Origin of the sequence: Hymenobacter sp. GOD-10R (genome assembly GCF_035609205.1) — a bacterium.
Lineage (GTDB): Bacteria > Bacteroidota > Bacteroidia > Cytophagales > Hymenobacteraceae > Hymenobacter.
The window spans coordinates 2,076,399-2,090,618 of record NZ_CP141184.1; the positions used below are offsets into that span (position 1 = coordinate 2,076,399).

Sequence of the window (14,220 nt, forward strand, 5' to 3'; positions counted from 1 at the left end):
ACAAGTCGTTTATGTCAAAGGTAATTTTTAGTTTGATTTCGCAAACGTTTCCGCTAACGTTTGCAAGAAATTATTATAAATTTTGCATAATTGTCTTCGGGAAAGCTAAGATTCTATAGTTCAGTAATATGTTGTACACGCTACTGCTTTTTTTAGGCTATAGCCTTTTTTCGCCTAAGCAAGCTGTTAAGCAAGTCTACCACCTCGACGGATATGCGCAAGGCACCACGTACAGTATTACTTACTACGCCACCGATAGTACTATTACGCGGCAGCGCATAAGCCAAAAGCTAGCTGAAATAGATGCTTCGCTCTCCCTGTATGTTCCGCAGTCTTTGATCAATCAATTTAACCATGCCACCAGAGGCGTAGTAGCCGACCAGCACCTGCGCCTAGTAGTACACAAGGCTTTGCAGGTGTACCGAGACACGGATGGACATTTCGACGCTACAGTCGAACCTCTGGTGCGTGCCTGGGGGTTTGGAGCGCAACACGTAGAAGCGCCACCGGCACCTGCCACAATCCAAGCGCTACTGCTACAAGTGGGTTCCGACAAGATTCACCTGCGCGGCGATTCATTGGTGAAAGACCAGCCGGGCGTGCATCTCGACCTGAACGGCATTGCCCAGGGATACACCGTGGACGTGCTAGCTGAGCTTTTGGAACAGCAGCACATCCACGATTACTTGGTAGAGCTAGGTGGCGAAATCCGGGTGCGCGGCCGCAAGTGGCCTAGCGGCGAACCAATGCGCATTGGCATCGAACGGCCCGACACCACCGATTTGCCCGGCGCTGGTATGCGGCAGATTATCCGGCTGCCTGCAGGCGGGGTAACGACCTCTGGAAACTACCGCAAGTTCAAGCAATGGGGCTCAGTGAAAAGTGCGCACCTTATCAACCCTAAAACGGGTTATGCCTTTCAAAACGAAATGGTAAGTGTTACCGTGATAGCACGCGACGCCATGACTGCCGATGCTTATGATAACGCATTGATGGGCATGGGTTTAACAAAAGCGTTAACTTTCCTGAAACGTCACCGCGACTTACAAGCCTATCTGATCTACCAGCGCCCTGATGGCGCTATGGCTGATACTTCTACGCTAGGATTTCAAAAGCTAATCGTTCAACAATAATGGACTTTCCAAGACGAGACTTTCTCAAGAAAACGGGACTGCTAACCAGTAGTCTGCTGCTCGATAGCGGGCTAATGAATGCCATAGCAGCACCTGCCGCTGGTAAGCTGCGCATCGCGGTTATTGGCTGCGGCGACCGGGGCACGGGGCTCTTGAAGATCCTGCAAGACCTAACCGACAAGTTTGAGGTAGCAGGCCTGTGCGACGAACTGCCCTTCCGTTTGCGCGACGCGCAGAAGATAGGAGGGACGAACAAGGCCAAAGCCTACTCCGACTATCGTGCCCTGCTCGACAACAAAGCCATCGACGCCGTCATTATTTCGGTGCCGCTGAATATGCACTTTCAAGTAGCGAAAGATGCTCTGATGGCCGGCAAGCAGGTGTACTTGGAAAAAACCATGACCTACAACATCCCGCAGGCCATGGAGTTGGTGCAGCTAGCGCAGCGGCGTCCAAACCAGATTTTGCAAGTAGGGCACCAGTACCGGTACTCACCGCTATATTACCGCGTTAAGGAGATGATTAAGCAGGGCTACCTAGGGAAGGTGACCCAAATCGACTGCCGCTGGGACCGGAATGGCAGCTGGCGGCGCCCAGTCCCAGAACCTAGCTTGGAGCGCAAAATCAACTGGCGCATGTACCGCGAGTACTCCGGGGGGCTAGCCGCCGAGTTACTCTCGCACCAAATGGACTTTATCAACTGGGCCTTCGAAACCCACGCTGATGAAGTATTCGGCACCGGGGGCATTGATTTCTACAAAGACGGCCGCGAAACCTACGACAACGTGCAGGTGATGGTGCGCTATACCAATGAAGGCATGGTAGGCAACTTTGGCGCGACCTGCGGCAATGCGCGTGATGGCTACCTATTTAAGCTGAAAGGCACAAAAGGCACCATCTCACTGCTGGTCGACGAAGGCGTGTACTACCCCGAAAAGGAAACGCTGAAGGAGTATGGCACGGTGGACGGCGTAACCGGCGCCACCAAAATTACTTGGGACAAAAACGGCGGTATCCCCATCACGACCGGTGTGGAGCCGCTGAAAGATGGGTCGTGGTACGCGCTCAGCGACTTCTACCGAGCCGTAAACGAGAAGAAGCTTCCCGATTCGAACGTATTCACCGGTGCGCGGGCCGCTTGCACGGTGCACCTAGCGAACCAAGCCATCTACAACCACACTATTGAGAAATGGCAGCCTGAGTACAACTTTACCTAGGCCTAAACGCCCCGGTCCGACGCCCAAGCGCCCGACCGGTATCGTTGAACGAGCCATCACAACCATGATGTGCAAACGTCAGCAACGATACCGGTCGGACGCTTGGGCGTCGGACCGGGGCGATTTTATTTGATCTGGTCCTTAGATATCGGAGTAAGTAGCGGGGTGCAGCAGGTACACATCCATGTGCTGCATGTTATTCGCGTACTCGGGCATCGCTTTCATCTTTGCCCATTCGGGATCAGCACCGAAGGTCTTCCAGTGGGCTTCCTGCTCGGCTTTGTTTTCGAAGGCAGATATATACATCAAGTTGGGCATCTTGTTGCCAGATACCACCTGCCCGCAGAAAATAGTGTTGAAGTTCAGGCGCTTGAAGATGCCTAGCTCCCCATTGTTGAACTGTGCTACCTTGTTCTGGTGCAGCTTTTCGGAGGCGCTTTCGTAGCTGCGCAACTCATATACTCGTTCCGCCGGGCCCGATTTCAGCGCTGGCATGTGAAGGGTAGGTAGGCCCGTGAAAGCTAGCATCGATATGCCCTCCAAGCGGCTGTACACAGGTTTGTCGAAGGCAGCATTTAGGTAGTCCTGCGCGGCCGTTTGGTACTGCTTGTCTTTCTCTAAGTCAGCGTCAAGTTTCAGATACTGGTCTGCGGAAGTACACGGAACAAAAACGAAAACGAGCTGCTCGGCTGGAGTAGGTGCGTTTGCATCAGTGCTAGCAATGGGCTTAAAGACGCCGACTTTGCTGATGCCGGCCCGGTGCAGCGCTGGTACATACGCTTGCTGGAGGTAGTTGTCGAGGCGCTGCTCCTGCTCCTTGGTTTGCAGATGATAAATCTTGAGTTGGTAGAAGTCGCGCTTCGGGGCCGCGGCAGTGCCGACCAAGGGGCCACTTAGTCCGAGCAGGACGAGCGAAAGAATAAGCAGCGTAGATTTCAGGTGCTTCATAGCATTTATTGGGTTAGGTGAGTTTGGGTGCGACGTTGCGAAAAGTGTACGCGCCAGCAAGGCAAGCCAGGAGTTCACTTCGGAAAAGCTCATATCACAATCGATTGCATCGATTTTTCCTAGCTTTAAGCCTCTAGTTTACGGCTAAAACGATTGCGGAAGCAAGGATGGCAGCTACTTTAGGGCAGTACTCGGAGGTTTTCTGCGATACTATTGGGTAGCACAAGGGCAGTAAGTGGTGGCGTTCTTTCCCGACAGGTTGCCCCACGACCTAGCTAGGTAATAGAAGCAGAGGACTTGACTTTCACTATTGTCAACGAATGAAAAGATCCTTAATCGTTCTGTCGATGCTCGCGCTGACGGGCGGAATCCAAAGCCAAAACCAACCACACAAGTCTGGTCCAAATGCACCGCTTACGGCTGCTGATCAAGAAGCCGACTTGCCTTTCCAGAACCCTGACCTGCCCATCGATCAGCGGGTAGACGACTTGGTAGGCCGCCTGACGCTACCCGAAAAGGTGTCGCAGATGCTGAACGCCTCACCAGCCATCGACCGGCTGGGTATTCCGGCTTACAACTGGTGGAATGAGGCCCTGCATGGCGTGGCCCGCACCAGCATGAAGACGACTGTCTTCCCGCAGGCCATCGGCATGGCAGCGACTTTCGACAAGGCGGCCATGCTGCAAATGGCCACCATCACCTCCGATGAAGCGAGGGCCGTGCACCAGGAGTATGTGCGCCGCGGGGAGCGAGGCATTTATCAGGGTCTGACCTTTTGGACGCCCAACATCAACATCTTCCGCGACCCGCGCTGGGGTCGGGGCCAGGAAACGTACGGCGAAGACCCGTACCTAACCGGGCAGCTAGGTTCGGCGCTGGTCAAAGGCTTTCAGGGGGATGATCCGAAATACCTGAAGATTACAGCCTGCGCCAAGCACTTTGCCGTGCACAGCGGCCCCGAACCCTCGCGCCACGAGTTCAACGCCCAGATCAGCGACTACGATTTGTGGGATACGTACTTGCCTGCTTTCCGCGACCTGATTGTGGATGCGAAAGTGGCCGGCGTGATGTGCGCCTACAACGCCTACGCCAGTCAGCCCTGCTGCGGCAGCGACAAGCTGATGAACGACATCCTGTACAGTAAGTGGAAGTTCAAGGGCTACGTCACCTCCGACTGCGACGGCCTGAACGACTTCTGGCAGCATCACAAAACGGACCCCGATGCGGCCACGGCCGCCGCAAATGCCGTGTTGCACGGCACCGATATTGAATGTGCTACCGGTAAGTTGTTCACGTACAATTCGCTGCTGGAATCAGTGCAGAAGAACCTGATAACTGAAAAGCAGCTGGATGTGTCGGTGAAGCGCCTCTACAAGATTCGCTTTCAGCTCGGTATGTTCGATCCGGTGGAGCGCGTGAAGTACGCTCAAATCCCAATGAGCGTGGTAGAAAGCAAGCCGCACCAGGAGCACGCACTCAAGATGGCGCACGAGTCCATTGTGCTGCTGAAGAACGACAAGAACACACTGCCGTTGCGCAAAGACATCAAGAAGATTGCCGTGCTAGGTCCGAACGCCAACAACGAAAGCGTGCAGCTCGGCAACTACAATGGCTTCCCCACCGACATCATTACGCCGCTCGAAGGCATCAAAGCCAAAGTAGGGAAGAACACCGAAGTGACCTACATTCAAGGAGTTGACTACGCCAGCAACACCGTGTACGAAACCTTCGACATCAACAAGAACCTAGCGTACAACGGGCAAAAGGGTTTCCGGGCCGAGTACTTCAAGGGCACGAACCTGGAAGGGCAGCCAGTAGCCACGGTGATGGAGGCAGGGTTAGACCGTTACCTCCCCAACACGAAAATGGAAATTGTGAAGGGCTTACCTTCCGAGAACATCTCGGCGCGCTACGTCACGACGTTCACGCCAGAGAAGTCGGAGGAGCTAGCTCTGCAAATCACCGGCGACGACGGTTACCGCCTGTACGTAGACAACCGCGTGGTGATTGACAACTGGAACAGCCGCGGGGTATCAACTAACCAGTATATCATCAAAGTAACGGCGGGCCAGAAGATTGACGTTAAGATTGACTACTTCCAGGGCGTAAGCCGGTCCATTTTGAAGTTTACCGGCGCGCACGTCGTACCGATGAATGCGCAGAACATCCTGGCCCAAGTGAAGGACGCCGACGCTATTGTGTTCGTGGGCGGCATCTCACCTAGGTTGGAAGGCGAGGAAATGAAAGTGGACGTGGAAGGCTTCAGCGGTGGCGACCGGACGAGCATTGCCCTGCCGAAGGTGCAGACGGAACTCATGAAAGTGCTGCAATCTTCGGGCAAACCCGTGGTATTTGCCATGATGACGGGCAGCGCTATTGGGTGCCAATGGGAAGCGGCCAACTTACCGGCCGTCCTCAACATTTGGTACGGTGGGCAAGCGGCCGGTACGGCCCTAGCTGATGTGCTCTTCGGCGACTACAACCCCAGTGGTCGTCTGCCGGTCACGTTCTACAAGTCGGAAAGCCAATTGCCGGCCTTCGATAACTACAACATGGATGGCCGCACGTACCGCTATTTCAAGGATACGCCGCTGTTTCCCTTCGGTCATGGGCTGAGTTACACCTCCTTCAAGTACACCAACTTAAAGGTGGCGCCGAAGCCGCAAACAGGTAAACCTGTCAGCGTCAGCGTAGAAGTTCAGAACACGGGTCAGCGCGCTGGCGACGAAGTAGTGCAGCTTTATGTGCGGCACCCCGACGCAAAAGGCCGCGTCGCACTTCACGCGCTAGAAGGTTTCCAGCGGGTGTCGCTGAAGCCTGGCGAAAAGAAGACCGTGCAGTTCTCGCTTACGCCTCGGCAACTATCCTTGCTCGATGCTAAAACTCAGCGTGTGGAGCAGCCCGGTCGCGTGCAACTGTTTGCCGGTGGCGGCCAGCCTCTTAGCCAAGACCTAGCTGCCGGCCGCGTGCTAAAAGCCGATGTGGCGCTAACGGGTGCCGCCGTGGTAGTTGATAAAGACTAGAGCTAATTACTAGCTGCCCGAGCTAGGCTAGATCAGCTCCGCTCCTTGTCATCCTGAGCTTGCGAAGGACCTTATTACATTTGAACGAATCGTTGTTGCGTCGTTCTGGCGTGATAAGGTCCTTCCTTTGTCGGGGTGATGTGAACTGCCGCATTGTAGCAGTACCAGCTTCGAGCTATCGGCTAACCTGCGCTGCTAGCCTCTTGCATTTCGGCTACTAGTACCCGCACGAGTTCGGCCGCTGGCAGGGCCCGAGCTAGGGCGACGCCTTGTCCGGCCCAGTGCGCAGCAAAGTCGGTGGGGGTACCGTGTTGCTTGGCAGCCGCAATGAGCAGCTTACCAGCGTCGTAGGCTTGGGGAAAAGGAGCGACTTCTGGCCGGTCAGGTCGATCTATGTCGCGTGCGAACCGGTTGACCAGCCCACGGGCAGGCCGACCAGAAATAGTAGGAGTAATTGCCGTGAGAGGCGGCGGATTTTGTAGCAAAGCAGCCCGGTAGGTTTCATCTGCCGCCGACTCGGGGCAGCCGACGAAAGCGGTGCCCATCTGCGCCGCCACGGCACCCAGGCGCCGCACGGCTGCAATGCCTGCGCCATCCATAATGCCACCCGCCGCCACAACAGGAATACGGAGGCGTTGAACCAGCAAGCGTGTGAGCGCCAGAGTACCTAGGCCTGTATCACCATGCTCAGGCTCGAATAGGCCGCGGTGGCCGCCTGCTTCCACTCCCTGCGCTACTACCACGTCAATACCTGCCGCTTCCACTGCTTGCGCCTCGGCCAAAGTAGTAGCAGAAGCGAGCAGCGTAGCGCCAGTAGCCCGCAAGGCAGCGAGCTGATCGGCTGTGGGCAACCCAAAGTGGAAGCTAACGACTGACGGACGCGTTTCGAGCAGCATCGCCAGCATGGCCTCATTCTCTACGAAGCTTTGGTAAGGCTTAGGCAAGCTAGTCGGCGGCTCACTACCTAGCTCTGTGAAGAACGGTCGCAGATACTCCAGCCAACGGCTTTCGCGTGCTAAGTCGTTCTGGCTAGGGCGATGACAAAACACGTTCACATTGAAGGGCCTGTCTGTGGCCTGCCGCACTTCAGCTATCATCTGGCGTACTGCTTCTACCGAGGCGCCGCCTACCGCAATGGAGCCTAGGCCGCCAGCATTGCAAACTGCGGCTGCCAAGCTAGGGGTAGCCGTACCAGCCATTGGCGCTTGAATGATAGGATGTTCGAGGGTGAGGCGAGAACCGAGTGTCACCATTCTGATAGGTAGTATAGATAAAGTGCAGGCTTTAGCACAAGGCCTGTACACTCCATCAAGGTTAAAGAAGTTGGGGCTGCAAAATAAAAACTAAAAAAAGTGCAGCGACTTTATCTGTGCTTACTGCTGACAAGTACCAAGCGTAAGTGTGCTAATAATTAGAATTAATAGAAGATTAAAATGATTATATACAGTTTGTAATCAGGATAATAGGTAGATGATATTTCTTTTACTAGGTTGAATAGGATTGTTGCAAAACAAAGGAACCGAACTTAACTACTCTCATAGCGCAATCCACCTCTAGACTAACTCCGTAAATTTCGACTTTGCTGGCCTGATCTTAGCAGATAAGCCTGTTAGACGCAAGCTCGATCCTCGACTTAAGCCCTTTCTAAGTTACTATCGTCCTATTTTAGCGCTTTATTAAGTTGACACCAGATCCCCTCCTGATTTATCGTACCCACGGGTACCGGGTAGAAGTGCTGCATCACATTGGCCATTGTCAGCTCACGCGCGCGCATCATGCAGCCGCGGAGGACGTCTATATTGCCACTTGGGGCATATACAAGGTAACAGCCAAAAGCGCTGATTTGGCGCTGGCGCAGCTACGAGAATGGCGACGCGTGGAGCAACTTTATGGTCAGTTGTGGCCTCAGGAAGACGGCCAATGGCAGACCGAGTAACAAACTAGCGGCTCATAACAACTCACATCAACAAAAAAGCCTCGCTGTATAAGCGAGGCTTTTCGTGCAACGGTTAGGCTATGAATTACAATAGCTTATCCAAGGTAATGGGGAAATCACGGACGCGCTTGCCGGTAGCGTGATAAATAGCGTTACCGACTGCGGCGGCCACCCCGACAATACCAATCTCTCCGAGGCCCTTAGCGCCTAATGGGTTCACAATGTCGTCGTGCTCTTCGACGAAGATCACCTCAATATCATGAATATCAGCGTTGACGGCTACGTGGTATTCAGCCAAGCTATGGTTCATAAAGCGACCTAGGTTGTGGTCGAGCACGCTTTCTTCGTGCAAGGCCATGCTAATACCCCACACCACACCGCCGACGATTTGGCTATGGGCGGTTTTGGGGCTGATTACGCGGCCACCAGCAATAGCACTCACCACGCGGCGGACGCAAATCTGACCTAGGTCCTCGTCTACTTCTACTTCCACAAACACCGCCGAGTGCGTGTTGCGGGCGTATTTCATCTGTTTCAGAAGGTTAGGTATTGAGGTAGTTTCCTCCTCAATGAAGTTTACTTCGCCCTGACGCATGGCATCAATGATGGACACCCCGGAAGCGTAGTCGCCTTTCAGCTGCACCTTGCCATCCACAAATTCCACATCCTCGAAGCTAGCGCCCGACAGCGGCGAATCCTTTACCTTCTTAGCGAGCTTAAGCAGCTTCTTACCAACTGCTTCGCAGGCTTCTTTCACAGCTGTGCCTACTGAAGATACGGTCCAGGAGCCGCCTTGCAAGGGGGCTTGCGGCAGCGTGGTATCCCCAAGCTTGAAGGTCACATCCTCCAGCGGCAGACCTAGGGTCTCGGCTGCAATCATCGTCATGGCCGTGTAGGTACCAGTGCCGATATCGGCAGTACCGCTGCCCACTACCAGTTTGCCGTCGATGGAAAGGTTGGCTTTGGCGGCCGCTTTCTGCTGCTGCGCATCCCACATGCCCGTAGCTACGCCCCAGCCGATAAGCTTTGTGCCTTCGCGGGTCGAGCGGGGTAGGGGCTTGCGCTTAGCCCAACCAAACTTCTCTGCCCCTTGGTGGTAACACTCCCGCAAGGCTTTGCTCGAGAAAGGCTTGCCCTCGAACTCGTTTTCTTCGGCGTAGTTGATCAGGCGCAGCTCCAAGGGGTCGATGTTGAGCTTATAGGATAGCTCATCCATTGCCGTCTCGGTGGCCAAGATGCCCGTCGCCGCGCCTGGTGCGCGCATATCGAGCGGCGTAAACAGGTCAAGGTTGCGCAGGTAATACCCTAGCTTCACGTTGTCGCAGTGGTAGAGCGAGCCCGACCAGTTCACAATCACCTCAGTGTACTCTTCAAAGCGAGAGGTTTCAGACAACGCTTCGTGCTTGATGGCTTGCAACGAACCATCGTTGGCAGCACCAAGCGATACGGTTTGAAGCGTGCCAGGGCGGTGCCCGAAGCTAAACATCTGCTGACGCGTGAGGACCACGCGCACCGAGCGTTTTAGCTCCAAAGCGGCCATCACGGATAGGTACAGCTGGTATTGCGGCCGCAGGCCCGAGCCAAAACCCCCGCCCACAAACGGCGAAATTACGCGTGCTTCCTCCTTGCTCAGCCCGAATACCTTGGTTACGTACTCTTGGCTATTGAAGGCGCCCTGGATTTTGTCGTAAATCTTCAGCTTGCCGTCCTCTTCCATGATCACCGTGGTAGCAAACATCTCCATCGGGTTATGGTGCTCGGGCATGTGGAAGTATTCCGCTTCAAACTGCACATCGGCTTGCTTGAAGGCTTTGTCGGCGTTGCCGCGGTCTTTGGGTGGCGTAAAGCCCGACTTGCCTTTTGGTGCTTTGTGACCTTTCGGGATTCTTCGCAGGTCAGTTTCGGGCTTTTCGGCTTCGTACTCCACCTTCACCAGCGACGCAGCGTAGCGGGCTACTTCGAAGGAATCGGCTACTACCAAGCCAATCGGCTGTTGGCTGAATTTGATTTCGGCGCTGTAGAGAGGCTTAAACGGCGAGCCAGCGACGGAGTCTTGATCCTTGAAATTTCGGTCGAAGTGAGACGGCCGAGGGGCGTTTTCGTGCGTGAACACTTGCAGAACGCCGTCTAGGCTCAGTGCCTGTGAGGCATCAATTTTCTTGATTTTGCCCTTGGCAATGGCGCTTGAAAGCACAAAGCCATAGGTCAAACCGGGCGTATTAAACTCCGCGGCGTATTTAGCCTCGCCTGTTACTTTGGCGCGACCATCCACGCGGCTGGTCGGTTTGCCGACATAGGTAGTTGCTGCCATTATTTCTTTTTCATTTCGGTGGCCATCACCAGCGCCCGCACGATAGCGCGGTGAGCTAGCTCAATCTTGAATGTGTTCGAGCCGAAGCCCTTAGCGCCTTGCAACAGGGCATCGGCCACTTTGCGGAAGTTCTCCTTCGTCGCTTTTTGGCCTTTCAGCAGCGCTTCCGCCTCAGGCTTGCGCCATGGCTTGTGCGCCACACCGCCAAGGGCCACACGGGCTTCCCGTACGGTGTCGCCTTCGAGGTCGAGGCCCACCGCAACGGATACCAGCGCGAAAGCATAGCTAGCTCGGTCGCGCAGCTTGAGGTAAGTGTAGTTCTTGGCGAAGCCTTCGGCTGGCAAATCGATGCTAGTCACGATTTCGCCAGCTTTCACGGTGTTGTCGTACTGGGGCTCATTGCCGGGCAAGCGGTGGAAATCCTCGAACTCGATTTGCCGCTCACCTTCTGGCCCTTTCACGTTCACTACGGCGCCGAGCGCAGCCAACGCCACACACATATCGGAGGGGTGTGTGGCAATGCATTGCTCGCTGGTACCTAAGATGGCGTGAATACGGTTGAAACCCGTGATGGCAGAGCAGCCCGAGCCGGGTTCCCGCTTGTTGCACGGCGTGGCCGTGTCGTAGAAGTAGTAGCAGCGGGTGCGCTGAAACAGGTTGCCGCCATCGGTAGCCATGTTGCGCAGCTGCGCGGAAGCACCAGCCAGAATGGTTTTGGAGAGCAACGGATAGCGCTCTACTACCTCGGGGTGGTAGGCCGTATCGGCGTTGGTCACGAGAGCACCTAGGCGGAGACCACCAGCGGCGTTGGGTTCTACTTGTTGCAAAGGCAAACGCGTGATGTCCACCAAACGGTCAGGACGCTCCACGTTTTCCTTCATTAGATCCAGAATGTTGGTGCCGCCCGCAATGAACTTAGCCGCCTTATCCTGCGTGACTTCGCGCACAGCGGTATCGACCTCGTTGGCGCGGGTATAGGAAAAACTGTTCATCTGTTATTGGTTAGGCTGACTTACTTTCAAGGCCTGCTCTACGGCGGCCACAATACCGGGGTAAGCACCGCAGCGGCAGATATTGCCACTCATTAGCTCCCGAATGTCATCAGTGGTTTTCGCGTGGCCTTCGTTAATCAGGCCTACGGCCGAGCAGATTTGGCCTGGTGTGCAGTAGCCGCACTGGAAAGCATCATGCTCAATAAATGCTTCTTGAACGGGGTGCAGCTGGTCCCCTTTGCTCAAGCCTTCGATGGTCGTGATTTCGCAACCATCTTTCATCACGGCTAGGGTGAGGCAGGAGTTGATGCGTTTGCCATCAACCAGCACCGTACAGGCGCCACACTGGCCATGGTCGCAGCCCTTCTTGGTGCCCGTTAGATCGAGGTACTCGCGCAGAAGATCGAGCAAGGAGGTCCACGGGGCTACTTCGAGCTGTTTTTCGGCGCCATTAATGGTGAGCGTTACGCGCTGCATAGGCGGCAACCCTACGGCCACGCTGCCGACTGGTTCAGTTAAAATTTTAGTGCTCATAGAGCAGATAGTATGTAGGTGGTTGGATAAACAGAAGCAAGTGGGGCTGACACAATCGGATGAGCGCCCTTATCGAAGAGGTCACCTAATGCCAAGCGCACTACTAAGCTGCACGAGGTCTGTGCCCACTAGAATTGGTTCTGATAGTACGCCTACTGTAGAACTTGGTTAACTAGATTGATTCTAATGAATAGCACGTATCTGCTTGATATAGCGTGCTATACAAGCGTATATAGCGGTAGCAGCTGTGAAGGGCAAGCGCAACAGTATCAGCTTATTGAAGCTAGTATAGTTGTGCCTTACTAGTCTGAGGAAGAGGCCAAAAGAAATAGGGTGCAGGGGCTAAGAGAAGGAGGGAAGCATCCGGGGCACGCCGTTATGAATATCATCGTCCGGACCCTGCGGCTTAGGTGCAGAACTACGGCAGCGGCCTAGCAAGGCAGCATACGATGCAATAGCTCTATTGTATTTTCCTAGTCGTGTTCCTTGAATGGTGCTACTATCTAGTATAATCCATTAACAATAGCATAAGGGTTTATGAAGAATAAAAGAGAATATATACTCTATGCCAATTAATACTTGATAATAGATTATCGTAGGCTATAGTTGAGAGTTTAATGCGGGTTTTTTCGTAAAAGCCGATTCGCTAAAAGATTACGTATAGGCTCATCATATAGCTTCAAGCATAAATAAGCTAACACGATACACCCAACAACAAGCGATATGGTACCAGGTAAAGATTGTGTGAATGTAAGATTATTGTTTTTAACCCAAGCATAATACAGATAAATGAATGGGTAATGTACCATATATAAAGGGTAAGAAATATCTCCTAGGAATTTGCATAATCGGGTCGTTGTATTATCAGTTGTCCTGCCTGAAGCTCCGAAATAAACGAGCAAAGGAAAAATAATAGCGAAGCAGGCTGTGTCATATAAGCCGTTCATCCATAAGTTTTCGCTGCCGCCAATTCTCGGTATTGCTGCTACAATAACAATAGCTAAGCTACCCAACCAAAAAGTCCCTTTTACATAGGTAGGTTTAAATACGCGAGATAAGAGCAATCCTGCCGAGAACGAGAATAATAGACGCAAAGAACCACCGACTATATTCTCTTCTGTTAAAGCAAATCCGACGCATATATCGCCGTATGGCCCCCAAATGGCAAATGCTGCCAAGCCGCAACCTGCAACTAGAACTAGTGCAGAAAGTGCTTTAGTCGGAAGCTTACGGATGAAGAACGCGTAGAGGATAGTGCCAACATATTCAAAAAACAACGACCAAGTTGGACCGTTCAACGGAAACATTTCACCGACTCCCCGAATCTCATGACTCGGGGTAGCCGGAATTAAGCAAGCATTTATCAGCGTAGCTACAAATAACCTAGGAGCAGATATTTTTGAAACGTCCCAAGTAGCGCAACCTTGAAAGTAGAACATGATGGCTCCAATAATAGCCCCAAGTACTACCATAGGATGCAGACGTATAAACCTACGTTTGATGAAGTCTGTTATGCTCATCGTTTTCCATCGGTCGTCATAAGCATAGCCAACAACAAAACCGGATAGAATAAAGAAAAAATCGACGGCCAAATACCCGTGATTGATTTTTTGATCTATATGGCTGGTTGCATAGGCTTCGAATAAGTGAAAACATACAACTGTTATTGCCGCTACTCCACGTAATCCGTCGAGTATAGTATAATGTGGTTTTGTGTCCGAAAATGCAGCAGAATTTTTGTCGTTTAGCATTGATATTCGTTTAGCAGTAGAGCTGGTTTAAAAATGTATAAGCACGCAGTTGTGATTTGATAAGTACTTAAATGATCCGTGCAAATTAACGCCGTATTCCACCAGCTTGATGAGTTCATCCTAGCAAATGGTTGCTCTGTTTTCAAAAGCATCAGTATCACTTAAAATTAGTCAACTGATTTCCCTCAACTACTTCTAAAATCAGTTTGCGCAGTTTTTATTCATCCTACCAACTTTTGAGCTAGCCCTAAGATAGATTGATTCTGTTTCTTGTAGGCTTGCTCCACTTGTTCCTCACTACCTTGGAACGCTCTACTAACAAGGCGGCGACTACTGCCCGCGCTTCGCGTCGAAGTAGGTTTCCTGACCAAAACG

Annotated in this window: 10 protein-coding genes; 4 read left to right on the top strand and 6 right to left on the bottom strand. The window is 53.0% G+C overall.

The window, feature by feature from the left end; all coding sequences use genetic code 11:
* Positions 1-128: 128 nt before the first annotated feature.
* Together SD425_RS08440 and SD425_RS08445 are read left to right on the top strand one after the other, a co-directional pair.
* The gene (locus tag SD425_RS08440; protein ID WP_324677405.1) at positions 129-1,133 is read left to right on the top strand and encodes an FAD:protein FMN transferase; all 1,005 of its coding nucleotides are present in this window, start codon (positions 129-131) and stop codon (positions 1,131-1,133) included.
* The gene (locus SD425_RS08445) at positions 1,133-2,350 is read left to right on the top strand and encodes a Gfo/Idh/MocA family oxidoreductase (RefSeq protein ID WP_324677407.1); all 1,218 of its coding nucleotides are present in this window, start codon (positions 1,133-1,135) and stop codon (positions 2,348-2,350) included. Before SD425_RS08440 ends, SD425_RS08445 begins: the two co-directional genes overlap by 1 nt.
* A 141-nt stretch (positions 2,351-2,491) precedes the next feature.
* Here SD425_RS08445 and SD425_RS08450 read toward each other — a convergent pair whose 3' ends face one another.
* Positions 2,492-3,298, bottom strand: a complete 807-nt coding sequence (locus SD425_RS08450; protein WP_324677409.1) for an NIPSNAP family protein — start codon at positions 3,296-3,298, stop codon at positions 2,492-2,494.
* 320 nt (positions 3,299-3,618) lie between these two features.
* On the opposite strand from SD425_RS08450, the gene SD425_RS08455 reads away from it, so the two are divergent.
* A complete protein-coding gene (locus SD425_RS08455; RefSeq protein WP_324677411.1) occupies positions 3,619-6,321 on the top strand; it encodes a glycoside hydrolase family 3 C-terminal domain-containing protein in 2,703 nt (900 codons plus the stop codon).
* Between the two features lie 182 nt (positions 6,322-6,503).
* Here SD425_RS08455 and SD425_RS08460 read toward each other — a convergent pair whose 3' ends face one another.
* Positions 6,504-7,574: a nitronate monooxygenase gene (locus SD425_RS08460; protein WP_324677413.1), complete on the bottom strand. Its 1,071-nt coding sequence runs from the start codon at positions 7,572-7,574 to the stop codon at positions 6,504-6,506.
* 428 nt (positions 7,575-8,002) lie between these two features.
* Here SD425_RS08460 and SD425_RS08465 point away from each other — a divergent pair, with 428 nt between their 5' ends.
* Complete coding sequence (locus SD425_RS08465) at positions 8,003-8,257, top strand: hypothetical protein (protein ID WP_324677415.1); 255 nt, start codon at positions 8,003-8,005, stop codon at positions 8,255-8,257.
* Between the two features lie 85 nt (positions 8,258-8,342).
* On the opposite strand, the gene SD425_RS08470 is transcribed toward SD425_RS08465, so the two are convergent.
* The 4 genes from SD425_RS08470 to SD425_RS08485 form a co-directional block, all read right to left on the bottom strand.
* Positions 8,343-10,568, bottom strand: coding sequence for a xanthine dehydrogenase family protein molybdopterin-binding subunit (locus SD425_RS08470; RefSeq protein WP_324677417.1), 2,226 nt, complete (start codon positions 10,566-10,568; stop codon positions 8,343-8,345).
* Positions 10,568-11,560 carry a xanthine dehydrogenase family protein subunit M gene (locus SD425_RS08475; protein ID WP_324677420.1) on the bottom strand — a complete coding sequence of 331 codons (993 nt, stop codon included), beginning with the start codon at positions 11,558-11,560 and terminating at the stop codon, positions 10,568-10,570. The genes SD425_RS08470 and SD425_RS08475 overlap by 1 nt, the downstream gene beginning before the upstream one ends.
* Positions 11,561-11,563: 3 nt before the next feature.
* Positions 11,564-12,094, bottom strand: a complete 531-nt coding sequence (locus tag SD425_RS08480; RefSeq protein ID WP_416381028.1) for a (2Fe-2S)-binding protein — start codon at positions 12,092-12,094, stop codon at positions 11,564-11,566.
* A 614-nt stretch (positions 12,095-12,708) separates the two neighbouring features.
* Positions 12,709-13,845 (bottom strand): acyltransferase, encoded by a 1,137-nt coding sequence (locus SD425_RS08485; protein WP_324677422.1) that lies wholly within the window; start codon positions 13,843-13,845, stop codon positions 12,709-12,711.
* Positions 13,846-14,220 lie beyond the last annotated feature (375 nt).

Coding starts and splice junctions, on each gene's coding strand:
- SD425_RS08445 (WP_324677407.1), top strand. CDS start 1,133: ATGGACTTTCCAAGACGAGACTTTCTCAAGAAAACGGGACTGCTAACC.
- SD425_RS08475 (WP_324677420.1), bottom strand. CDS start 11,560: ATGAACAGTTTTTCCTATACCCGCGCCAACGAGGTCGATACCGCTGTG.
- SD425_RS08485 (WP_324677422.1), bottom strand. CDS start 13,845: ATGCTAAACGACAAAAATTCTGCTGCATTTTCGGACACAAAACCACAT.
- SD425_RS08440 (WP_324677405.1), top strand. CDS start 129: ATGTTGTACACGCTACTGCTTTTTTTAGGCTATAGCCTTTTTTCGCCT.
- SD425_RS08450 (WP_324677409.1), bottom strand. CDS start 3,298: ATGAAGCACCTGAAATCTACGCTGCTTATTCTTTCGCTCGTCCTGCTC.
- SD425_RS08455 (WP_324677411.1), top strand. CDS start 3,619: ATGAAAAGATCCTTAATCGTTCTGTCGATGCTCGCGCTGACGGGCGGA.
- SD425_RS08480 (WP_416381028.1), bottom strand. CDS start 12,094: ATGAGCACTAAAATTTTAACTGAACCAGTCGGCAGCGTGGCCGTAGGG.
- SD425_RS08470 (WP_324677417.1), bottom strand. CDS start 10,568: ATGGCAGCAACTACCTATGTCGGCAAACCGACCAGCCGCGTGGATGGT.
- SD425_RS08460 (WP_324677413.1), bottom strand. CDS start 7,574: ATGGTGACACTCGGTTCTCGCCTCACCCTCGAACATCCTATCATTCAA.